This is a genomic window from Flavilitoribacter nigricans DSM 23189 = NBRC 102662 (assembly GCF_002646595.1).
Lineage (GTDB): Bacteria > Bacteroidota > Bacteroidia > Chitinophagales > Saprospiraceae > Flavilitoribacter > Flavilitoribacter nigricans.
In genome coordinates this window covers 237,960-261,459 of record NZ_PDUD01000004.1, presented here as the reverse complement: position 1 = coordinate 261,459, position 23,500 = coordinate 237,960, and the positions used below count along the sequence as shown (strand labels likewise).

The 23,500-nt window shown below is 51.7% G+C and carries 14 protein-coding genes; 9 read left to right on the top strand and 5 right to left on the bottom strand.

Annotated elements, in window-relative coordinates:
• The first annotated feature begins 51 nt into the window (after positions 1-51).
• From CRP01_RS04420 to CRP01_RS04390, 7 genes are all read left to right on the top strand, one after another.
• Positions 52-1,377: a sugar porter family MFS transporter gene (locus CRP01_RS04420; RefSeq protein WP_099148796.1), complete on the top strand. Its 1,326-nt coding sequence runs from the start codon at positions 52-54 to the stop codon at positions 1,375-1,377.
• 68 nt (positions 1,378-1,445) lie between these two features.
• A complete protein-coding gene (locus CRP01_RS04415) occupies positions 1,446-3,074 on the top strand; it encodes a glycoside hydrolase family 32 protein (protein ID WP_099148795.1) in 1,629 nt (542 codons plus the stop codon).
• A 234-nt stretch (positions 3,075-3,308) separates the two neighbouring features.
• Positions 3,309-5,195 carry a histidine kinase dimerization/phosphoacceptor domain -containing protein gene (locus CRP01_RS04410; RefSeq protein ID WP_099148794.1) on the top strand — a complete coding sequence of 629 codons (1,887 nt, stop codon included), beginning with the start codon at positions 3,309-3,311 and terminating at the stop codon, positions 5,193-5,195.
• The gene (locus tag CRP01_RS04405; RefSeq protein WP_233752628.1) at positions 5,195-5,944 is read left to right on the top strand and encodes a LytR/AlgR family response regulator transcription factor; all 750 of its coding nucleotides are present in this window, start codon (positions 5,195-5,197) and stop codon (positions 5,942-5,944) included. Before CRP01_RS04410 ends, CRP01_RS04405 begins: the two co-directional genes overlap by 1 nt.
• 131 nt (positions 5,945-6,075) lie before the next feature.
• Entirely contained in the window at positions 6,076-10,692 is a 4,617-nt protein-coding gene (locus tag CRP01_RS04400) for a thrombospondin type 3 repeat-containing protein (protein WP_099148792.1), read from the top strand.
• A 208-nt stretch (positions 10,693-10,900) separates the two neighbouring features.
• Positions 10,901-12,520: a M1 family metallopeptidase gene (locus CRP01_RS04395; protein WP_099148791.1), complete on the top strand. Its 1,620-nt coding sequence runs from the start codon at positions 10,901-10,903 to the stop codon at positions 12,518-12,520.
• 15 nt (positions 12,521-12,535) lie between these two features.
• Complete coding sequence (locus CRP01_RS04390; RefSeq protein ID WP_099148790.1) at positions 12,536-14,623, top strand: S9 family peptidase; 2,088 nt, start codon at positions 12,536-12,538, stop codon at positions 14,621-14,623.
• A gap of 128 nt (positions 14,624-14,751) precedes the next feature.
• Here the strand turns inward: CRP01_RS04390 and CRP01_RS04385 are convergent, their stop codons facing one another.
• Positions 14,752-16,341: a M20/M25/M40 family metallo-hydrolase gene (locus CRP01_RS04385; protein ID WP_099148789.1), complete on the bottom strand. Its 1,590-nt coding sequence runs from the start codon at positions 16,339-16,341 to the stop codon at positions 14,752-14,754.
• A gap of 299 nt (positions 16,342-16,640) precedes the next feature.
• On the opposite strand from CRP01_RS04385, the gene CRP01_RS04380 reads away from it, so the two are divergent.
• Positions 16,641-17,936, top strand: a complete 1,296-nt coding sequence (locus CRP01_RS04380) for a sterol desaturase family protein (RefSeq protein ID WP_099148788.1) — start codon at positions 16,641-16,643, stop codon at positions 17,934-17,936.
• Here CRP01_RS04380 and CRP01_RS04375 read toward each other — a convergent pair.
• The 3 genes from CRP01_RS04375 to tamL form a co-directional block, all read right to left on the bottom strand.
• Complete coding sequence (locus CRP01_RS04375) at positions 17,896-18,471, bottom strand: hypothetical protein (protein WP_099148787.1); 576 nt, start codon at positions 18,469-18,471, stop codon at positions 17,896-17,898. The genes CRP01_RS04380 and CRP01_RS04375 overlap by 41 nt on opposite strands.
• Positions 18,472-18,761: 290 nt before the next feature.
• Positions 18,762-19,784 carry a sterol desaturase family protein gene (locus CRP01_RS04370; RefSeq protein WP_099148786.1) on the bottom strand — a complete coding sequence of 341 codons (1,023 nt, stop codon included), beginning with the start codon at positions 19,782-19,784 and terminating at the stop codon, positions 18,762-18,764.
• A 131-nt stretch (positions 19,785-19,915) separates the two neighbouring features.
• Positions 19,916-22,366, bottom strand: coding sequence for a translocation and assembly module lipoprotein TamL (tamL, locus tag CRP01_RS04365; protein WP_099148785.1), 2,451 nt, complete (start codon positions 22,364-22,366; stop codon positions 19,916-19,918).
• A gap of 18 nt (positions 22,367-22,384) precedes the next feature.
• Between tamL and CRP01_RS04360 the strand changes: the two genes are divergently transcribed.
• The gene (locus CRP01_RS04360; protein WP_099148784.1) at positions 22,385-23,161 is read left to right on the top strand and encodes a TrmH family RNA methyltransferase; all 777 of its coding nucleotides are present in this window, start codon (positions 22,385-22,387) and stop codon (positions 23,159-23,161) included.
• Positions 23,162-23,175: 14 nt separating this feature from the next.
• Here the strand turns inward: CRP01_RS04360 and CRP01_RS04355 are convergent, their stop codons facing one another.
• Positions 23,176-23,397 (bottom strand): hypothetical protein, encoded by a 222-nt coding sequence (locus CRP01_RS04355; protein WP_099148783.1) that lies wholly within the window; start codon positions 23,395-23,397, stop codon positions 23,176-23,178.
• Between the last annotated feature and the right edge of the window lie 103 nt (positions 23,398-23,500).

Sequence of the window (23,500 nt, the reverse complement as noted above, 5' to 3'; positions counted from 1 at the left end):
CCATCAAGCTATAAACCACCAAACACCGAAACTATCAAAAACGACTATACAATGAAATTCAACAAAATTCTCTTCTGGTCCATTACCGTTGCCCTGGCCGGTTTTTTGTTCGGATTCGATACGGTAGTGATCTCCGGAGCCGACCTTGCCCTCCAGGAACTCTGGGCGAGAGGCGAGGTCTTTCACGGCTTTGTGATCGTCGGATCGGCCCTCTGGGGTACGGTGATCGGCGCTATGCTGGGCGGCTTCCCCACGGATAAGTTCGGCCGTAAGACCACCCTCATCTGGATCGGCGTTTTTTACTTTGTGTCAGCCGTCGGTTCCGGGATGGCGAACGATCCCTGGGTATTTGCCTTTTTCCGCTTTCTGGGCGGTCTGGGCGTAGGCGCATCCACCGTGGCGGCACCAGCTTATGTATCAGAGATCTCACCGGCCAATGATCGTGGCAAACTGGTGGCCCTCTACCAGTTCAATATCGTCTTCGGTATCCTCATTGCCTTCGTTTCCAATTATCTGCTGAGCGACATTGGAGAGAATGCCTGGCGCTGGATGATCGGTATCGAAGCGCTGCCGGCCCTGATCTACACCCTGATGGTCTTCACCGTACCGAAAAGCCCCCGCTGGCTGCTCACCGTCAAAAATGACCGGGAAGGGGCCGCAGAAACCCTGAAGGTGATCAATCCGGATGTCGACGTGGAGGAGGCGATCCGCTTGATTCAGGCCGACCACGACCAAAGCGACAAAAGTGAAACCATCTTCAGTCCGAAATATCGCTTCCCTTTGATCCTGGCCTTCCTGATCGCATTTTTTAATCAATTCTCCGGGATCAATGCTTTCCTCTATTATTCCCCCCGGATCTTTGAAATTGCTGGATTGGAACAAAGTGCCGCGCTCCTGAGCAGCGTAGGTATCGGTATCACCAACCTCATCTTTACCCTGATCGGCCTGTCGATGATCGACCGTTTTGGTCGACGGCAACTGATGTATATCGGTTCCATTGGGTATATCATTTCCCTTTCCCTGGTGGCCTTTGCCTTTTCCGCCGGCATCAAAGGCATGGCCGTGCCGATCTTCCTGTTCCTGTTTATTGCCGCCCACGCGATCGGACAAGGTACAGTGATTTGGGTGTTCATTGCCGAGATCTTCCCCAACCACCTGCGCGCCAAAGGGCAGGCATTCGGTAGTTCGGTCCACTGGGTACTGGCGGCGATCATACCCTCCATGGTACCGGTGCTTTTCACCATTATCGGTGCCGCTTCCGTTTTCGGGATCTTTGCCTTTATGATGGTGCTGCAGTTGCTATTCGTCTGGCGCATGATGCCGGAAACTAAAGGCGTACCGCTGGAAGAATTGGAAAAGCAGTTGATCCGGAAGTAGATCTTGGTAATCAATTAAGACTTTCTAAGTTTCAAAAACTTAGAAAGTCTACAACCCAACCCACTCCAATGAAATATCTCCCAATTTTCATCCTACTCCTGCTCGGCCTGTCGGCCTGCAAAAACGAGCCGGCGGAGGTCCCGGCCGATGCGGAAGAAGCTGTAGCCGTCACCTACCGGGAAGCCCACCGCCCGCAGATTCATTTCACGCCTCCTTCCATGTGGATGAACGATCCCAACGGCATGGTTTTCTACGAAGGAGAGTACCATCTATTTTACCAGTACTATCCCGACAGCACGGTTTGGGGGCCCATGCACTGGGGGCACGCCGTCAGTCCGGATATGGTGCGCTGGGAGCATTTGCCGATCGCTTTGTATCCGGACTCCCTGGGTTATATATTTTCCGGCAGCGCCGTGATCGACTGGAAAAACACCAGCGGACTGGGCACGGCTAACAACCCGCCCATGGTGGCCATTTTCACCCACCACGATCCGGAAGGCTATCCGGCCGGCCGGCAGGACTTTCAGGTACAAAGTATCGCCTACAGTCTCGACCGGGGCCGTACCTGGACGAAATATGCGGATAATCCCGTTGTCAGCAATCCCGGTATCCAGGATTTCCGCGATCCCAAGGTGAGCTGGCACGAAGCCTCCCAGCAGTGGGTGATGATTCTGGCCGTCAAGGACCGGATCCATTTTTATACCTCGCCCAATCTAAAGGACTGGACCTTTGCCAGTGAATTCGGCGAAAATGTCGGTTCGCACGGCGGCGTCTGGGAATGCCCGGACCTCTTTGAACTACCGGTGGAGGGGGATCCGGAGCAAACCAAATGGGTTTTCCTGCTGAGCATCAATCCGGGGGGCCCGAACGGCGGTTCCGCTACCCAATATTTTGTCGGCGACTTTGATGGTAAGACCTTTACCCTCGATCCGGAATTTGCGCAGGACGTACAACCCGATCCGGCTGATCCCGAGCGGGAACAGGCCGTCTGGCTGGATTACGGTCCCGACAACTACGCCGGGGTCACCTTCAGTGATGTACTCGACCAGGATGGCCGTCGGCTCTTCATGGGTTGGATGGGCAACTGGGATTACGCCCAGGTGGTACCGACCCACCCCTGGCGCAGTGCCATGACCCTGCCGAGAAGCCTGAGCCTGCACCAAACGGACCAGGGGCTTCGGGTTTTCAGCCGTCCGGTCAAGGAGATCTCCGGTATCTATTCCGGTGGCTTCGAAGTATTACAGGGCCCAACTGAAGGCCGGCAGGAAATAACGGCTGCTATTCCTCAACAAAGTATACCGTTGGAGCTGGAAATTGAAGCGATGGCCTCCCCTACCGAATCCGTTGGTCCGTTCGGCATGCTTATATACAATGATACCGGCGATACCCTACGGGTTGGTTTTGATCCGACCGAACAACGCTATTTTGTCGACCGTTCTCAGGCCGGCACCAATGATTTTTCGGATAAATTCACGCCGGTTAGCTATGCTCCGAGAACTGTTTTTGACCCCATTATCAAGATGAACCTCTTTTTTGACGAAGCTTCCGTAGAACTCTTTGCTGATAATGGTGCTACCGTCATGACGGCCATCTTTTTTCCAAATGCTCCCTTCCGTAAAGTGGCTTTGTTTAGTGAGGGCGGCGAACTGGAATGGAAAAAGATAGAGGGGCGGAGTATGCGATCGATCTGGAGATAATCTCTTCTTTATTTCAAATCTCTCCGGGAGCTAAATAACCGGATATATTTCGCGCCCTTATACTTCTTATCATCATTCTGGATCCAATGGTTCTTATTTGTATATTTCAAATATCCCTGCGTATCTGGAGTGACCTCGGTTCGGGATAAAATATTTTATCTTTATACCTCTGAATAAGAAAGTGGCTATGATTTAAAAATTGTTCTCAAACTACGCTCCAATAACCCAAACGATATGAGATGGATGATATGCTGCATTTGGTGGATGATACTGACGGGGCATCCGTCATTTGCCCAAGCAGACCTTTTGGAACGACAACCCATTGACTCCGCCCTGATCTGGTTGGAAGATAATATAATTGACAATCCCGCACCTTACCATTCTATCGCACTGAATACATTAGTCAGAGCTTACCGCACCAACGATCACCTTCTCATCGCTGATGTACACGATCTGCTGGCCAGCTGGCACGCTTACCATCGCCCCTTCACCTACGATTCAGTGCTGTACCACAGTCAAAAAGCAGTTTTACAGCTCGAACAGACGAATGATCAGATCCGGCTGGCCGACAGCTACATCACTCTGGCTTCCGATTACCTCAACACCAACGAAACCGATCTGGGGCAGGAACTGATCTTTAAAAGTATTGCCATTTATGAAAACCGTTCCAACGAAGCAGGTTTGGCCAAAGCCTATCGTCGATTAGCCTCGCTCTATAACGGAGAAGACCAGACCGAACTGGCGATAAAATACGGTGAGCAGGCCCTGGAACTAAGCCGAAAAAACGAGGACCTCCCCACCATGGGAGTTACCCTGTTGGAACTGACAACTGCCTACCGTAAGGCCGGGCAACTGGAAAAAGCCTATGCCGCCGCCGATGAGTGTATCCGGATCTCCGAAAACAGTTTACCCATGCCGGACTATATCGGTATTCCCATGCGGGCCTATTCCAACCGGGGTGAAGTTTCCTTACAAGCCGGCAACTACGAGTTGGGCCTGAATGACCACCTTAAAGCCTGGGAACTGGCCAAACAGGCTGCTGGTGAGAACCAGGGTACTGACACTTACCGGATAGGGATCGCCAATATTTTGCTCGCCCAGGAAAAGTACGGCGAAGCATTACCGCATTACCTAGCCGGAGTGCAGGCCTTTGAAGAGACTGAAAGCTCGGTGTACCCGCTTATTTGGGAACATTATCGCGACATTGCCATTTGCTACGAGCAATTAGGGGACTTGGGTTCCGCCCTGGTTTACCAAAAGCGGTCCAAAGCAGTCCACGATACGCTAATGAATAACAAGATGGCTAACTTGGAATCGGAAGCCTTGGTGAAATACGAAACGGGAAAGAAGAACCAGGCCCTTTTGGAACAGGAAGAGACCATTCGCCAACAAAAGCGGATTCAATGGCTTAGCATCGGCATCGCCGGGTCTTTGGCCGTTCTCTTTGTAACCCTTTTCTACTTTTTTCGAAAAAACAAAAAGACAAATGCAGCCTTAGCTGCCAAAAATAACGAAAATGAGCTCTTGCTCAAGGAAATCCATCACCGCGTCAAGAACAATCTGGAAATGGTCTCCAGTCTGTTGAAACTCCAATCCATTAAAGTGAAAGACCGCAGCACTAAAGAAGTGATGCAAGCCAGTCAGAGTCGTGTACAGTCCATGGGGATCATTCACCAGAAATTGTACCAGGGAAGAAACCTTGGCACCATCGAAATGCTGGACTACTTTAAAAACCTGAGCGAAAATATCGTGGATGCCTACGGAGCTCACGAGCAGGTCGAGGTCCGTTTTGTGATGGAGCCGGTTGAGCTGGACGTAGACACAGCCGTACCGATTGGACTCATCGTTAATGAATTATTGACCAATTCCTTAAAATATGCCTTTCCCGAAGGACGGGAAGGCAAAATAGAACTGAGTCTTCGGGAAATTGCCCAAAACCAATTGCAACTGATCGTTGCCGATAATGGGATCGGTCGGAAGGAAGGAAGCCTCCCCCAGGGCACCGGCTTCGGATCACAATTGGTACGCTTATTGACCGACCAGTTGCAGGGGAGCATACAGGCTGATTACCAGAACGGCACAAAATTTTACTTTGAACTCGAAAAAGCGAATCTGAACTGATGGACCATCCGGTAAAAGTGTTAATTGTAGAAGACGAAACGGTAATTGCGGCCGGCATTTCGGTTGATCTGGATGAATTAGGCTACGAAGTAACCGGCATGGTCACCCGGGCCGAACAGGCACTGGCTCATTGCCGGCAGACACCACCGGACATCATCTTACTCGATATCAAATTGAAAGGAGAAATGGATGGGATCCAACTGGCCCACCAGCTTAACGAAGAGATCGATATCCCCATCATTTTTCTGACCGCCAATGCTGATGAGGCCACTTTCAATCGGGCCAAAGAAACTCTTCCATTTGCCTTCCTTTCCAAACCTTATAAAAAACTGGACCTGCAGCGCACGCTGGCCCTGGTCGTTAGTCGTCTACAGGCCGAAAACACCTCCGGTCATTCCGATCACAACCAGGATAACGCCTACATTCTCAGTGACCGCATTTTCGTTCGGTATAAAGACAAAATGGTTAAGGTGGTAATCGAAGACATCCTCTACATCAAAGCCGACGGGAACTACTGCCTGATCGCCACCAATGATAAAGACTACATCCTCACCGTTCCGCTAAAAACGCTGGAAGAAAGCCTTCCCTCCACCCATTTCATGCGTACTCACCGGTCTTTTGTGGTCAACCTGAATAAGATCGAAGCCCTCACCGACAACCAGGAATTTCTCACTCTCGGGGGCAATAAACACGTACCGGTCAGTCGGCGATTTAAACCGGAAGTCCTGAATAGATTGCGATTGTTTTAGCAAACACCACTTAAACTCCCGATCCAACCACTCATACAGTCATTTTACCCTTTCAGACAATTCCGAACGTGTCCGGCCGGGCTTCCCCTTAGCTTTATAGAAGAAAAATTTTCATATCAAAGCTAAGATCCATGAGAAAAGATACATTCCTTAAAGGGGGGCTCACGATCCTGGTTATATTTTTTGCGCTAAATACTACCTGGGCACAAAGTATGACGGTTACTCAGATTAATAAGGGCAACGATTATTACTTCGAAGTGGAGCTCAAAATTCGCCCGGATCAAAAGGGGTGTGATTGTAATGCCACGCAACGCGTTTATGTGGCATCCGCCTCGGACGATTCTAAACAGTATGCCGAAAAAACCAGAGCAGCATCTACCAGTAATTGGACGGTAAGACTAAAATTTCCCAGGACTGGAAAAGATACCGAAGATATACGGGTAGTCTTTGCGGAGACGGGCTTTAATAAGCACCCCGCGTTTCCGGATTTTCCATGTCAGCTTAGTTGCTTATCCATAGCGGACGAATACCTTACCGTAAAAACCCAGCGCCTTAGGGCTCCAAAGGTGGAATGGTGGGACAATGGTTCGGGCGGCATAGGTATGACGTGGACCAATGAATCAGATGTGCCGGCTAATCTTATTGACTGGGTGCTCTATAAAAACAATAACGGCCCCAAAAGCTTAGGATCTCAAACATCTTACTCAGACACCCCCGCCAAAGGGCAAACTCACGAATACCGCGTAAGTATTCACGTTCCGAAGTTCGCTAATCCAAACGAAACCTGGTCTGAGACAATTATGTTCCGTCCGCCGGATGGGATTATCAGAGGGAAAGTCGCCACCAAACCCGGGGTTTCCGGATTAGGTACGCCGGTCCAGGGAGTAGAAGTATGTGCCGTACAAACCAACAACATTCCGGGAAGATGGGCACCGGGGGCGCAGTATTGCACCACAACCGATGCGGAAGGGAATTATACCATATCAGATATATACTACGGTGCCGATGAGGGTACTTTCCGCATCGAAGCCAGAAAAGCCGGTCATGGTTTTGATCCCGCTTTTCGTACCCGCACCTTGTCCCCGCAGATCAGTACGGAGAACAACGTCAACTTCATCGATACGACTTCCTTTCTGGTAAAGGGTCAGGTGGTACAACAGACCGGAAGCTTCACCTGCGGTCTGCCCGAGGTAGAAATGCTGCTGGACGGCCAGGATCTGGGTTTCCGTACAGACAATAATGGTAATTTCTCCATACTCGTAGAACAGGCCGGCACCTACAAAATACGGCCTCGTTATAAGGACCATACTTTTCAACAAACCGAAGCAACGGTAGTCGTTACCCAGCCTATCAACGGACTGAGTTTCACCAGTCAGGCGGTCGATACCATCAGCGGTTACGTACACGCCAGTTGCGAGCGCTACATTGGCCAAGCAGAAGTGCGAATTTTCAGTACTGGCTCTTGTCTGGATACAACGATCATGACCGACCCGGAAACAGGCTATTACCAAATGGTACTGCCGGCTCGGGAGTATACCGTTACGGTAAAGAATTTCAGTGCTACCGAAGCATCCGATCTGAACGACGCCGAAGTGGTTGGCTTTTTCCAGGATAAAAACATCAGTCTGCTGGAAGGCGACCAACAAGTGAACTTCACGTATCGTCGGCCGCCAATTATTCAACTGACCGGTTTGGAGGGCGCCCCCTGTACCGGCCTGGATCACCCCGTTTTGGAACAGCATCAGGTCTATCCGCTAATCATTGAAGTATGGGAAGAAGTCGGGGTCTGTCCGGTTGATACCGGCTTACTCACCATTGTAGACCGCATCTGTGAAGCAGAACAAATTATCACGTTGCCTATTTCTCAGGGCCGGGTTGCTTACGAACTGAAAGCAGGCACCCCCAACATCATCCAGCCTTATCTGAAAAATTTCAGCGTCAGCGCCGATGTAGACGGCCGGATCGCCAACCTGCAGCGCGATCTGATCGTCACCGGAGTCCGCGCCCGGGAAAAAACTTTTGCCACCGTCTCTCCCGAATTGCCCCTGCTTATCCTGCGAGATCCACCGGGCGATGCCAGCAGTAGTTATCTGCAAAAAAATACTACGTTGGAAACAGCACTCCGCTTTTCGGCCTTAACCGACAAGGTAAATAACCCCTGGGTAGAAGCTAAATTGGGTACGACTATCGAAGTTGGAGTCGGCATAACGACCGAGTACGCGTTTTGGGGAATGATCGGAGCCTCTACGGAAATAGGTGCTTCCACGGTCAATAATGAGGAATACATTGTCTCCTATTCGGTGGGCGAAAACTTTTCTACATCGGACAATGAGGCCGTCACCGGGCAGCAAGGCGATGTGTTCATGGGCGCGGCGCTTAATTTGATCTATGCCCTCGCAGATGAGGTTATTTACGACCCGGATAATTGCCGAATCCTTACGGACGTCAGTCTGATCCTGGGCAACGACGGCTTCGCCACTACCTATACCTATACCGAAAGCCATATCCGAAATTCCCTGCTGCCGGATCTGAGCCGATTGCGAGACCTCAATGCAACGAATAATCCAGATACTGCAGCCTATTTTGCCGACCAAATTGCCGTTTGGGAGCAGGCCCTGCAACGCAATGAGGAGTTAAAAGAAAAAGCGAAATTCAAAGAAAATCGGTCTTTCAGCGCTAATGCACCCTACGAATCCACCGTTTCCAGTTCCAGTACCGAATCCATTTCCATCGAATTCAATCAGCTTATCAGTCAGGAAGTAGCGGTAGAACTGGGTTTTGAAGTAGCCGGCTCCGGCGTATCCGGCGGCAACCGTTATACGTTCAGGATGGAAACCGGAGAATCCGAGACCCAGACTACCACCAAGGAGACTACTACGGGCTTCATCCTGAACGATGATGACGAAGGGGATTTCTACAGTGTAGATATCAAAACCGACCCGGTATATAACACCCCGGTCTTCGAACTGGTCAGCGGGCGCTCCAGTTGCCCGTTGGAACCGGGTACCCAACCGAGAGACGATTTACAGATCAGCGCCGAAGAATTGGTGAAAACTGATGTAGACCCTAACAAATCGGCGGTTTTCAAATTGCTGCTGGGAAATATCAGTCAAAGTGAAGAAGCACGTACCTATTTGCTGCAATTCAACCAGGCCAGTAACCCGGATGCAGCCCGTATCCGCGTTGGTGGAAGCGAAGTGCAAGGTCCGATCTCCTATACCATCAATCCGTTTCAACAAGTCGAGGTGACGGTTGAAGTAGAAAGAGGGCCACTGGCTTACAGCTATGATGGGTTAGAGTTCACGCTCTCTTCCGACTGTGATCCAGATGTCAGCCAATCTGTAACTATCTCTGCATTCTTCACAAGTGACTGTAGTCCGATCCGCATCAATGATACTGACGCTGCCTGGTTGGTCAACAGCACGGACGACCAAACCCTGGATGTGCAGCTTACGGACTACGATAAAACCAAACTCCAACGCGTGGAAATCGAAATCGCGGCCGCCGGTACCAATAACTGGGAGACTTTACAAAGCGTCGAAGCGGATCAATTGGCGGACGATATGAATGCGATGGCCGTACCCGTAGACCTGGGGCATCTGCACGAAGGTAACTACCAGGTTCGGGCTCGTTTGTTATGCGATCAGGGTTTTGTGTATTCCGAAAAATGGAACGGCCTGGTAGACCGCAGTCCGCCGATGGTATTTGGACAGCCCGAACCAGTGGATGATGAATACCTTCCCGGTGACCTGATCAGCGTAAGTTTCAATGAACCGCTGAACTGCCTGAACCTGACCAAAGATAATATTACGGTTAAACGCTTGTCCGACGACGTGATTCTCGACGCACAGTTCGGCTGTTCCGGCAATCAACTGATCATTCTACCGGAAGGGAACTTTGCCGCACAGGTAGGTGAAAATTACGAGATCCGTGTAGCGAAAGTAGCGGATCAGTACGGCAATGCCATAGAGGAGCCGGTAGTTTGGAAATTCGCTATTGGAGCCGGCGCGGGTAATCCGAATCCGGATATGGACGGCGATGGGATCCCCGACACTGCAGACAATTGCCTGCTGGCCGCTAATGCCCTGCAATCCGATATTGACGGTGACGGTATCGGCGATTCCTGTGATGAAGACGTCGACGGGGACGGCATCGTCAACGCCTTGGATAATGCCCCCATTTTCAGCAATCCGGACCAACTGGACAGTGATAACAACGGCATCGGCGATGTAGCGGAACCGGACGCGGATGGCGATCAGGACGGAATAGTTAACAGTATGGATAATTGCATCAACCAGAAGAACGGTGACCAGGCAGACCTGGATCAGGACGGGATCGGTGATGCCTGCGACGAAGATATTGACGGCGATGGGATACCCAATTATAAAGACAATTGCCAAACCACACCTAATGCCCTGCAGGAAGATGAGGATCAGGATGGTATTGGTGATGCCTGCAAAAATACCGTAGGCACCCAGGAGCTCGATTACCTAAATGACCTGCAGATCTATCCCAATCCGGGTGATGAATCCGTATTCGTCCGCATGGGTTCCGACCGCAGCCGGAAGATCAGTCTGGAATTATACGACGTATTTGGTCGCCAGCGGCAGCAGCAAACGATTTCCGTATTTGCCGGGCAGTCGTCTACCTACAGCCTTGCTACCTGGCAGTTGCCGGCGGGGATGTACTACCTGGTATTGAAAGACGAGCAACGCGTCCGGGCCCAGCAATTGGTGATCGCCCATTGATAGGCGAGACGAGAAGCGTATAACGTTAAACCGCAAGCAGTAAGTTGATAAAATCTCGAATTCCGGTAAACCGGAGTTCGGGATTTATTTTTTAGCGAAGTTGTCTAAAGTTTATACCGGCCGTATTAGGTTTTTTTTCCAATGACTGATAACTTACGGCTAATAGAACGCCCCTTCTGCAAACCATCCTAATTATCATATTTTCCTTATGAAGCGATCCTTACCCAGACCCTGTTGGTTCGTACTTTTTCTTTTCTCCGGTATCCTGTCCGCTTTCGCCCAAAACCAGATACCCAGACTGGATCAGATCGATGTACAACATTACCAATTCCAGCTGGCCCTCTCGGATGCGACCGATGAGATCCGCGGAAAAGCAGAGATTACGATCAAGTTTTTACAGCCACTTGCTTCTTTTGACCTCGATTTAGTCGCCTACCGGGAAACCGAAGAGACCGGCATGAAAGTGGAGCAGGTCCGTCTCGGGGAGCAATCGCTTTCTTTTGAGCAAAGCGGGGAAAAACTTACCATTCAGCTTCCCACAGCACCGGAACGAGACAGCGAGCATAATTTCTCGGTCAGCTACCGCGGTATTCCGGCGGACGGGCTGATCATCGATGCCAACAAATTCGGCCACCGCACTTTCTTTGGTGATAACTGGCCCAACCGGGCGCATCACTGGCTGCCGAGTGTGGACCACCCGTCCGACAAAGCCAGTGTGGAATTTATCGTCACCGCCCCGGAGCACTACCAGGTGATCGGCAATGGCGTGCAGGTAGAAGAGACCAATCTGCTGAACGGTCTGAAACTGACCCACTGGCGGGAGGATGTTCCCTTACCCACGAAGGTGATGGTTATCGGAGCGGCGGATTTTGCCGTACAACGGGCCGGAGCGGTCATGGGCATTCCCATCACCAGCTGGGTATATCCGGAAAATCGGCAGGCCGGATTTTTCGATTACGGTCAGGCGCTGGACGTCTTGCCCTTCTTTATCGAACGGGTCGGACCGTACTCCTATTCCAAACTCGCCAACGTTCAATCCAAGACCCGCTACGGCGGCATGGAAAACGCCAGTAATATTTTTTATTACGAAAACTCCGTGAACGGCCGGAAAGAACAGGAGTCGCTCATCACCCACGAGATCGCTCACCAGTGGTTTGGGAACTCAGCTTCCGAAGGGAACTGGCACCACGTCTGGCTGAGTGAAGGTTTTGCTACCTATTTTACGATCCTTTACTTCGAATACGAGCACAGCGCAGAAGCGGCCCGGGAAATGCGGCGGGAAGACCGCGATCAGATCATCAACTTTGCCGCTTCCAGTGACAGTCCCATCATCGATACCCGCATTACGGATTACAACGATCTGCTCAATACCAACTCCTACCAGAAGGGCGGCTGGGTACTGCACATGCTGCGCCGCAAGATTGGAGACGACGCCTTTTGGCGCGGCATTCGTGAGTATTACACCACTTACCGCAACGGTAATGCGCTGAGCGAAGATCTGCAACGCATTATGGAAAAAGCCGGAGGGCAAGACCTCGATACCTTCTTCGAGCAGTGGCTCTACCGTCCCGGACTGCCTATACTAGAAGTACAGCTAACTCCCGGCAGCAAGCGCAATAAACACGAACTGCGCATCCGGCAGACCCAGGAAGGGGCCGCGTTTGAATTCCCGCTGAAGATCGACCTCTACGGAGTCGACGGTAACAGTGAGACGATCACTGTCGATGTTCGGAAAAAAGAAGAGAGCCAGACCATCAAATTTAAAGGTACCATCGAGCGCATTGAAATAGATCCCGAAGTTGACCTGCTCGTGGGAGAAACACCATAACCAAAAATCGAACGAATGAATTCCAGATTGTTTACCATCCTCTGCCTGTTTTTAGCGTCCGGCCCAATGGTTGCCCAGGACGATAGTCGGTTGCCCGGCTTTGAAGAAATTATCGCCCTGCGCTCCGCCGGCAGCGTGGCGATCTCTCCGGACGGCCAACACGTTGCCTTTACTTCCGGACGGACCAACTGGTCCAAAAACCGCTACGATACCGAGATCTGGTTGTCCAAAAACGGTGGGCAGCCCTTTCAGCTGACGAACAATACCGACGGTGGTAGCTTTAATCCGCAGTGGTCGCCGGACGGTCAATGGATCGCTTTTCTGCGCAAAAGCGGCGAACACAATCAGATCCATGTGATCAGTCCGAATGGCGGCGAGGCCCGCGCCATGACCAATTCCGATCGCAATATTGAAAGTTTCGACTGGTCGCCGGATGGCCAACGCTTCGCCATCAGCCTGTCGGAACCCGAGGCCAAAAGTCAGAAAGACCGTAAAGAGCGTTTTGGAGCCTACGAAGTGGACGACCAGGAATTCCGCCGCTCCTGGCTGTACACGGTAGATTTCAAACCGGATATGCCCCTGCCCACCGACCTGCCCTGCTACGACACCAAGGATAGCACGGCCCAGGCCTGGAAATGCCTGGAATGGCCGAAGGTCGAAGCGCTCATCGATAGCGTGGATTATACCATCCGTGGGTTCAAGTGGTCTCCCTCCGGGGATAAGATCGTGATCAATCACCAACCGGATCCGCTGATCAATTCCTTTTTCGACAGCGACATTTCGATCCTGGATGTGGAGTCCGGGACGGTTACTCCGCTCGTGGAAAACCCGAGTGCGGATTTCTTTGCAGACTGGTCGCCGGACGGCAAGTTTATCCTCTACGAATCCAGTCTCGATAACCGCACCTCCAATTACTATCTGAACGGAAACATCTTCAAAATACCGGTCGGTGGCGGACGGGCCATCCCGCTGGCCACGGACTTCGACGAGGAGATCGGCAGCCTCAACTGGACGGAAACGGGCATCATCGGTGCCGCCTGGCAAAAGACCAAACGCTTTCTCTATCGCATCGACCCGAATACCGGCAAGGTCACGCTGCTGGGCGATAACCCGCGACTGATCTACGGATTTTCCGTCACCGAAAAGGGCGATAAGATAGCTTTCAATGCCGAATCAGGGGAAGACCTCAACGAGATCTACTGGACGGAGACGGCGAATTACCGCCCCCGCGCCATCACCAATTTCACGGAGCAGATCGCCGACTGGAAGGTGGCCCAAAGCGAGGTGATCTCCTGGAAAAGTAAAGACAGCGCTACCATTGAAGGCATTCTTCACAAACCGCAGGATTACGATCCCAACAAAAAATATCCATTATTGGTGGTGATCCACGGTGGCCCGACGGGTATCGACCGGCCCCGCCCCGTACCCAGCAGCCTCTATCCGATCCTGCACTGGCTGGATAAGGGAGCGCTCGTGCTGCGCCCCAACTACCGGGGATCCGCCGGCTACGGCGAGGCTTTCCGCTCACTGAATGTCCAGAACCTCGGAGTAGGTGACGCCTGGGATGTTCTCTCCGGCGTAGATCACCTGGCGGATCAGGGGCTGATCGACACCACGCGTATGGGCGCTATGGGCTGGAGCCAGGGCGGTTATATCTCCGCCTTCCTGACCACCAATACGAATCGCTTCAAAGCCATTTCCGTCGGCGCGGGTATCTCCAATTGGATGACCTACTATGTCAATACCGATATTCATCCGTTTACCCGGCAATACCTGAAGGCCACGCCCTGGGAAGATGAGGAGATCTACAAAAAGACCTCTCCCATGACTAACATCAACCAGGCCTCCACCCCTACCCTAATCCAGCACGGAGAGTTCGACCAACGGGTCCCCATCGCCAATGCCTATGAGCTCCTGCAGGGTCTGCGGGATGTGGGCGTGCCGGCCAAGCTGGTGGTGTATAAGGGATTTGGTCACGGCATTTCCAAACCAAAGGAAAGACTGGCCGCCGCCTGGCACAACTGGCAGTGGTTCAATAAATACCTTTGGGGAGAAGAGGTGCAATTGCCATTTGACAAGGAAAAGGAGAAAGATAAAGAGTAGGCGCTTTAAGCGCATCTCCAAAAAGGAGCAATAAAAAAACGCTAAGAACGCGGGCAGCTTTTTCCTACTGCTATGCATTCTTAGCGTTTTTTTTATTCCGTAAGGACGGATCGAACTACTCGATCAAATTATTTCCCTCCGGAACCGTCGGCAGCGTCTTCGTCTTCGACCTCAAACGGTTTGCGCGGCATCATCTCATCCCGCATGGCGGTGTGGTAGATGAAGGAAGCGATGATGGTAGCAGCCTGCGACAGATCCGCTTCTACCAGGTGATCCAGATTATCCATATTGGAGTGGTGGGTGCGGTTGAAATAGGCCATAGGGTCCTGAATGAACTGGAATCCGGGGATGCCAACGGCATCGAACGCCAGGTGATCCGTACCACCGGTATTGGACATGGACAAAGTTCCGGCTTCCAGATCCTTGAACGGCTGCAGCCAGCTGCGGAAGATCGGAGCTACTTTTTCGTTACCCTGCAGGTAGACTCCCCGTACTTTACCGGTACCATTATCCAGGTTGTAGTAAGCGGAGATCTTCTCCTGGTCCGGCTTCAGACTTTGCGGCGTATAGCTGTCGGGCGGAAACTCGGCAAAGTGGTCTTTGGCGTAGGCGCGAGAACCGAGCAGTCCCTGTTCTTCACCCGTCCACAGAGCCAAACGAAGCGTACGGCGTGGTTTTTCGCCACTCTCCTTGAACGTTTCCATCAGGATACGTGCCGCTTCCATCATTACGGTGGAGCCGGCGCCGTTGTCCGTAGCGCCCGTGCCGGTATGCCAGCTATCGAAATGCGCGCCAAACATCACCACTTCGTCCTTCAGATCCGTTCCGGGGATCTCGGCGATGATGTTGTGTTCCATTTCGTCTTCATTGGTGTATTCGGCATCCAGCTCTACGCTGAGTTTCACCGGAATACCGCGCTGCAGGTTGCGGAAAATGCGGTTGTAATGCTCTACGGCCAGTGTGAACTGAGGCACTACCTTATTGTCCACCGTTTGACCCCGGCCCTCAGCGGTACGTGCGCCGGATACGAATACGGTACCCAGGTCGCCCTTGTAGCTGCGATCCAGTACGGCGATCGGCCCTTCTTCGGCGATGAATTCCCAGAGCATCTGATTGAAGTTAAAACCTCCCAGACGACGGAAGTTGCGGCGGGGACGAGGGGTAGGCTCGGGCGCGTTGGCCAGGTTCAGCAGGCTTTCGGAATCGTGACGGAAAGCGGGTGCTTCAAACCACTCATCAACATTGCGCAGCGTATCGAACAGTACGAATTTGCCTTTCAATTTGCCTTTATAGGCAGCAAGATCCGCTTCGTCGTTGGCCTGCAGGTAGATCACTTCGCCTTCGCCCTTCACAGATGGTGACCAGGCCTTCGGGTAGGCAATGATCGGCCAGTAGCTCGGATCGGTGGCGTGCATTTCAAAGTGGTTCATCTGCCAGCCGCGACCGAATGGTCCCCACTGCTCCAGATGTACATTGTCCATGCCCCATTCTTTCAGGGTCTTAACGGCCCAGTCGGTAGCTTTGTCCAACATGGGTGAACCGGTCAGACGCGGCCCGTACACATCGGTGATCCAGCCGGCAATCTCCATGGCCTGGCTTTGGTCCAGACCGTGCTTGCGGATAATGTCGTTGATCTCGTCGTTGACCTTTTCCTGTGCGGTAGCTATGGTAAAGGTGCCGACCAGTAAAAATGCGAGAACTAGTAAGCGATTAGTCATAATGAATTATTGAGTCAAGTGAGATAATTGTCTTGATGATGGATAACGAGGGTTTTGGGAAGTCCGGAGGTGCAAAGGGAAAATAACGTAATTTTAGGATCCTTACGCTCCCAATTTCCAAACATCCTAATTTCCTAAAGTTCCAATATACCTACTTCTAATGTTGTCTTGACTTCTATACTATCCGGAGTCCGGTATGTCTAATGTTCCAAAATACCTATAGCTAATAGGCCCTAAAGTTAACTTTAATTCCGGAAACAGATAAATTATTATTTTTGTACTATATCCTTGAAAAAATTATGGAAACATACGCTCAGGTACTGAATTACGCTATCCCTTTTTTCATATTGTTAATGCTGGTGGAAGAAATTGCCGCCCGCTGGATGCGGGTGGAAGTCAACCGCGGAGTCGATACGATCTCCAGTCTGAGTTCCGGTTTTACCAATGTGATAAAGGACGTTTTAGGACTTACTATTGTGATCCTCAGCTACGGATGGTTGGTGGACAAGGTGGCGCTCACGGAGATCAAATCCGGCTGGCTGCTGTACGTTATCGCCTTTCTGGCGATGGATCTGTCCAGCTACTGGGTCCACCGCTGGAGTCACGAGATCAACTTTTTGTGGAACCGGCACATCATTCACCACAGTAGTGAGGAATTCAACCTGGCCTGCGCGCTGCGCCAGTCTATTTCCAATATCTTTTCCTACTTCAATTTCCTGCTGCTGCCCGCGGCCCTGCTGGGAGTCCCGACGGAAGTGATCGCGGTAGTCGCACCCATTCATTTGTTTGCCCAGTTCTGGTACCATACCAAGCTGATCGACAAAATGGGCTGGCTGGAACACATCCTGGTCACCCCTTCCCACCACCGCGTACACCACGCCATCAACCAGCAATACCTGGATAAGAATTACGCTGCGATCTTTATTTTCTGGGATAAGTGGTTCGGTACCTTCCAGGAAGAGCGGGAGGATATTCCGCCGGTCTACGGTGTCAAACGGCCGGTGAAGACCTGGAATCCCTTCCTGATCAATTTTCAACACCTGGCCCTGCTGGCCCGGGATGCCTGGTACACCCGTAATTGGTGGGATAAGATCCGGCTCTGGTTCATGCCCACGGGCTGGCGTCCGGCGGATGTGGCCGACCGCTTCCCGATTACCGGCGTGGAGGATGTCTACGCCTACCAGAAATACGATACCCGCCTTTCCTCGCAGTTGCTGGTGTGGTCCTGGACCCAGCTGGCGATCACCTTCGTACTGATGCTGTACCTGTTCAATCGCATCGGTGATCTGAGTTTTATCGCGATCCTGCTCTACGGTATCTTTTTGTTCGTATCCGTATTCAGCTTTACCACTCTGATGGACAAGTCGCCCTACGCCCTGGCTACCGAACTAGTCCGGTCCGGTCTTGGGCTGGCACTAATATGGTGGCAGCAGGATTGGTTCGGCATGAGCTCGATCGTTCCCTATCTGAATTACCTGATCGCCGCTTACCTGATCTTTTCACCCCTGGTGGTCTATTATTTCGTACGGACCGAATGCCGCGATACAGCCGAGGCTAAGGCGCCATCTGCTCCTCATAGTCAAATCGCTTCTTAGCCAGTGGCAGATTGAAATTGACGGTAAACTGATACATACCGTGCTGCACGGAGTCGAAATCCTTATTGTAGACGGTAGGGATATTGAATCCCATCACCGCTTTGAAGTTGGGAAAACCCATGCCGAACTCCGGAGCGATCTTTAGATTACCGTATTCAAAATCCGTGTAGTAATTGAGGTAAAGCCCCATGGAGGCGAGCCAGCCCCGTACGGACATACCCACACGGGTAGCCGTGACGAATTCCCGATTGATGGCAAAAGACTGGGTGATGGACATGACGGTGGTCCCTAAGGAATGCTCACCGTTGTAGGAGGATACCGAACGGGCGTAACCCAGTTCGAGAAAATAAAAGGGAGCCCCTTCAAACCTTTCGTCACTACCCTCGATCAGGTGGTTGCCGATAATGAGATCGTGGGCCTTGATGCGGTATTTTTCGCTTTTGACTAAAGTGGAATCCTGCTCCTGCTGGGCAAACGTAAAGATCGGTAGCATGATGAACAGCAGAACGAGTTTGGTAGATGCGGATTGGAACATAAGATTAACTTGATTGCTCAATTTGGAAAACGGGTTTTATGCCCGACGCGCAGCGGTTGCATCCTGACTGAGGTTGCCGTCAGGACCCAACCGGATTGACGTCAGTGTAGACCTTGGTAACGTATTCTTGCTCCAGCCTAGCTTATCTTTTGTCGAGTTTTTAAAAAGAGATTTTTTAACCATTCAAAAGCCACTGAAAGTCAGTGATCCCGCCCTTCTCAGCGCGCTCATTGTCTCAATCTGGGACTTTAAGGTTCCCCGGAATACAGGCGGGGCCGGTCAGTCCGGCCTCAGGCTTTCTTACCGAATCCGTGCAAATTCTGATGCACGAAATCCTCGGGAAATTCCTCCACCCCGGGAAATCCCAGCTGAATATCCCGGCCGTTGTGCGGCACGTGGGCCGTTCCGAATATATAATCCCAGATGGCCAGGGAGATGCCGAAATTGATCCCGTTCGGATGGCTCTCGGGCAATTCGTACGAATGGTGCCAGATGTGCATTTCCGGACTATTGAATAGTTTTTTCATAATAGGTCCCAGCGCAAGTGCGCCGACCAGGGTAGCGCCGGCTATCGTCAGCAACCGGGTCATTAAGGTAGGTTCCGTCAGCAAATTTACATCAAAAGCGCCAATTGCAATAACGATACCGATCAGACCGCCGAGTATTCCTCCGGTTACCCGGCCCGGTACGGTGATATTGGAGTGGTTGTAATGGCCGATGGCCAGGGTAAAAATATGGATGATAAAGAAATCGTACAGCCCGATGCCCAGCAGAGCCAGCGGAATATATTCGATGGAACGGTACACGACCGTCTCCATCCAGTGGTAACGCAGGTGAGCCGCGAAGCCCATCTGCTCTACGGAATGGTGTACCTTATGGAATTCCCACAGACGATGGGAAGAATGCAGCAAACGGTGGACCCACCATTGTACGAAATCCCGGACGACAAAGCCGACCAGCAGGATGGCCCACATCGGCCACAGCCGCATGGGGTTGTTCGCCTGCAGGTCAAATCCGGAAATGCCTTTGATGATCTGGTTGAAGAAGTTGACCACCACTTCGGAAGCGGCATTGTAGATGATCAGGGAGAATAAAAAGAAGTTGAAGAACATGTAGAAGAAATCCAGCCAGAAATCCTTGCGAAACTTCGGCTGATCGCGCCGCCAGGGTGCCAGTAATTCGATCCCGAAAAAGAAGGCCGATACCAATATCAGCCAGTAGAAATAGTTATTCCAGGCCGGATGCGTGATCTCGTGCCAAAGATAGCCGGCGTAGCCGCGATAACCGTTGACAAAAATATCCCAATAGTTCATGTCCTTATATTGAGGTAGCGATGTTCCACGGGGCAGAAGTGGCTTTTCAGAGGGAAAAACTGGATGATAGGCAGCCGGAAACCGGCGTAACGCTTCAACCCATGAATACATCAACACATTTTCATATAAACTTAAAACGGATAACCCAGCCCAAAGTTGAAAGCAACCCTGGATAATCCAAAGCTGCGGAAAGACTCCCAGTAGGCACGCTCCAGCGCATTGCCGGATTCATCCCGAAAATTAGGATATGAATTGCGCAACTTCACGCCCATATCGAGGCGAAAGATAAAGTAGGAAAAGTCAAAACGCAATCCGAAGCCGCCACCCACGGCGATCTGTTTATAAAATGGGTCATTGAAACAACCGTCCGCCCGCTCCGTTCCGCTGAACAGGAACTGAGAGCCACAGCGGGCGGGGTCCTCCCGGATGGTCCAGATGTTGCCGGCATCCAGGAAAAGAGCGCCCTTCATCTGCCAGAGGATCTCAAAACGGTATTCGAGATTAAATTCCAGTTTGAGGTCACCGGTCTGGTAAAGACGGAAGTTGTTTTCCCGGTCCAGAGCGTTGGGATCCTGATAACCGCCCGGCCCCAGTCCACGCGGCGCCCAGGCCCGGATACTGTTGGGCCCACCCACAAAGAACTGCTTCACGTAGGGCACATCGGTGGTAAACCCGAAAGGCCGCGCAATGCCGAAATTGAAGCGGGACGCAATACTGCGTTTACTGGTATTCTGTTTATAGTATCGGAAGTCCATTTCCAGACGGGCGTACTGGGAAAAATTGATCGTGTCCGACAAGCGCCAGATGTCGTTGCGGTTGGCGAGTCCGTTGTAGATATTGTTCGCCGCCCACAGTTCCGCCCCGGCCATTTCCAGAGAAAAACTGAAATAGTTGGATTCATTGAAGCGGTTCGGCCGGCCGTTGTAGACGTAGTTAAAATCCCGGAACAGCAGACTCACGAATAACTGCTGCCCGAAACTGTTCCGGAGGAAGGGATTATCCGCCAGCAGGGTATCGAACTGCGGTTGCGTCTGCGGGATGAGCAGGTCCACGCCCACGTGGTTGAGCAGGTAGCGCTTGGTGGGCGTACGCTGCAGATCGTAGCCGTAGCTGGCGTTGAACAGATTGTATTTGTACCAGTCGATGATCAGCAGGTAGTTATAACTCAGCGACAGACGGGTTGCGGCGTTCTCCCGCAGCTGCGCGTAGAAACTGTCCTCTTCCGCCCGGCGTTTTTTATTGATCGGCTGGGCATTGTACAAACTCCAGAAGCCGAGATAATCCCGGAAACGGGGAAAAAACAGTTCGGTCTGCAGTCGCAGATCCACCGTATTCCAGAAGCGGCTGCGATCACTGAAGTTCATTTCCACCCCGGTGGAGAAGTTCGTCAGCAGCGTCTCTCCGCCACCCAGTAGATTGCGGTTCCGAAAACTGGGGTTGATGGCAAAACCGATGAGGTTACCCGCACCGGACGTACTCCGGTTGGTGTAGTTGACTTCAAAATCGGCCCCCAGTTCCATCTTGTAGTTGGGCGTCAGTTCTACCCTGTAGTTCAGGATACCCGGCTCATCCGGGTCCGGTTCGGGTTTGATGCGCCAGAACCGGTACATACCCAGCGCGGAAAGCTGCCGGCCGGTACGCTGGTAGTTTTGCTCGCTCGACAGGTCACCGGGGCGCAAAAACATCGTTTTGATCAGCGTTTGCGGACGCACGTCAAAAGCGTTCTTTTCCAGTAGAAACCGATAGCCGTCGATGATCGTATCTATGGCAAAAACCGAATCCGTGGAGATGGGATCGTAATCCGGCAGGATGGTCACTTCGCCGATGCGATAGCGCTGGTGGGTACTGTCGCCAAAAGGATTCAATACGTTGAAATAAACTTTCCCCTTATGATCCTGGTCGAGCGTATCGACTTCCACCTGATCGAAATAATTACCGTAGTAATAAGCGTAGCCGTTATTGCGCAGAAAAGCGGTCACCCGTTGCTTTTCCTGTTCGTACAACCCCAGGTCCAGTTGGTTTCCGGGCTGAAAGTGGGACTCCTCCTTCACCCGTTGCAACATACTGTCAATGATCGGATCTTCACTGGAGAAAAATACGCTGTCGATCAGGAAAGGCCGGTTGGGATATACGTAGTAAGTGACGTTGGCCTTGGTCCGTTTCCGGTTGATATCATCTTCCACCAGCACATCGGCATCGAGGAAGCCTTTCTGGCGTAGATACCGCTCCATATTACTGGCGGTCTCATCGGCTAGTTGTTCGCTGTAAATAGCCGGCGGTTCGGCGATCACGCGACGGATGAAACGGTCCAGCTTGGTGGTGTCTCCCGGATCGGAAGTTTTAAAATAAAACCACTCGCGGGGAAAAAAGAAGAGGAAATTACTGTTCTTACGCTGCCGGTAGAAACCGGGCAACTCATCCTGGAGAATGCGTTTATTCTCGATCTTTTCTTCGTTCTTGAGCTTGATGGTATTGCTCCGCAGCAGATACTGGTCCTCTTGCAGGAACTTGGTGCTGTTGCAGGCAGAAAGCAACAACAAACAGATAATGCCCTGAAATACGTATTTTGCGGACTTTAGCATGCGTACGGTAATCCAACTATGAATATCTCAAAAAATAAGATCAAGTATTTAAAATCGCTACACCGGAAGAAGTTCAGGCAAAAGTATGATAATTTCATTTTGGAAGGCGATAAAATGACCCGGGAATTACTGGACGCACCGGATCATCCGATAAGCGGCCTCTACGCTTTGGAGGAATGGCTCTCCGCCAATCCCAAAATACAACAACTTCCGCCGGAAAATGTCTTTACGGTCACTCCCGCCGAACTCAGCCAGATCTCCACGCTCACTACTCCCAATCAGGTACTGGCCACGGTACAGCTCCCCCACCCCGTTTTTGACATCAGCTGGCTGCACACCCACTGGACCTTCTACCTCGACAATATCCAGGACCCCGGCAATATGGGTACGATCTTGCGCATTGCCGACTGGTTCGGACTGGAATGGGTCTGTGGTTCTCCGGGCTGTGTGGAGGTATTCAATCCTAAGGTGGTGCAGGCCTCCATGGGCGCCATCCTCCGGGTAAAATTTGCCGAACTGGAGTTATCGGATTTCACAGCGGATCTGAAAGAGATGCCCATCCTGGGAGCCAGTATGGAGGGGCAGAATATCTACCAGGCCCGGCTGCCGTCGAGGGGGTTGATCGTCATCGGCAATGAAGGCCAGGGTATCTCAGAAAATGTAAAGGATTTTATTACCAACTATATAGCAATTCCGCGCCACCCGAAAGGCGGAGCGGAATCTTTGAATGCGGGGGTTTCGGCGGGCATCATCGCAGCGCTGGTGGTCGGCGCCCAGCTCAAAGGACCGGCCTGAGGTGCTGCCGCCAACTAAGGCCGGATCACCTGCTTATCTTCCGGCAGTTTGGCTACCGCTTCATCCTGCGAATCCATTCCGATCCACTCCTGCACCACGTCGGGAATGTATTCCTCGATCCCGGCATCTCCCGTCATGAAGATACCACCCAGTAGAATGGCATGAAAAGCAATAGTGAAAAACAAGGCTTTGATTCGGTTGCGGCGGGCGTTCTTTTCGAATTGATAGTTAATCATGACTTTCGGTTTTCAGTGATGAGGGATAGTGGCTCTACGGGTTGACTTTTGGGTCTAAACAGGTTTTTAAGGAAGGGATGATCCACTCAGGAATAGGTGTTGT

Coding starts and splice junctions, on each gene's coding strand:
- CRP01_RS04410 (WP_099148794.1), top strand. CDS start 3,309: ATGAGATGGATGATATGCTGCATTTGGTGGATGATACTGACGGGGCAT.
- tamL (WP_099148785.1), bottom strand. CDS start 22,366: ATGCTAAAGTCCGCAAAATACGTATTTCAGGGCATTATCTGTTTGTTG.
- CRP01_RS04380 (WP_099148788.1), top strand. CDS start 16,641: ATGGAAACATACGCTCAGGTACTGAATTACGCTATCCCTTTTTTCATA.
- CRP01_RS04370 (WP_099148786.1), bottom strand. CDS start 19,784: ATGAACTATTGGGATATTTTTGTCAACGGTTATCGCGGCTACGCCGGC.
- CRP01_RS04355 (WP_099148783.1), bottom strand. CDS start 23,397: ATGATTAACTATCAATTCGAAAAGAACGCCCGCCGCAACCGAATCAAA.
- CRP01_RS04415 (WP_099148795.1), top strand. CDS start 1,446: ATGAAATATCTCCCAATTTTCATCCTACTCCTGCTCGGCCTGTCGGCC.
- CRP01_RS04385 (WP_099148789.1), bottom strand. CDS start 16,341: ATGACTAATCGCTTACTAGTTCTCGCATTTTTACTGGTCGGCACCTTT.
- CRP01_RS04390 (WP_099148790.1), top strand. CDS start 12,536: ATGAATTCCAGATTGTTTACCATCCTCTGCCTGTTTTTAGCGTCCGGC.
- CRP01_RS04405 (WP_233752628.1), top strand. CDS start 5,195: ATGGACCATCCGGTAAAAGTGTTAATTGTAGAAGACGAAACGGTAATT.
- CRP01_RS04395 (WP_099148791.1), top strand. CDS start 10,901: ATGAAGCGATCCTTACCCAGACCCTGTTGGTTCGTACTTTTTCTTTTC.
- CRP01_RS04400 (WP_099148792.1), top strand. CDS start 6,076: ATGAGAAAAGATACATTCCTTAAAGGGGGGCTCACGATCCTGGTTATA.
- CRP01_RS04420 (WP_099148796.1), top strand. CDS start 52: ATGAAATTCAACAAAATTCTCTTCTGGTCCATTACCGTTGCCCTGGCC.
- CRP01_RS04375 (WP_099148787.1), bottom strand. CDS start 18,471: ATGTTCCAATCCGCATCTACCAAACTCGTTCTGCTGTTCATCATGCTA.
- CRP01_RS04360 (WP_099148784.1), top strand. CDS start 22,385: ATGAATATCTCAAAAAATAAGATCAAGTATTTAAAATCGCTACACCGG.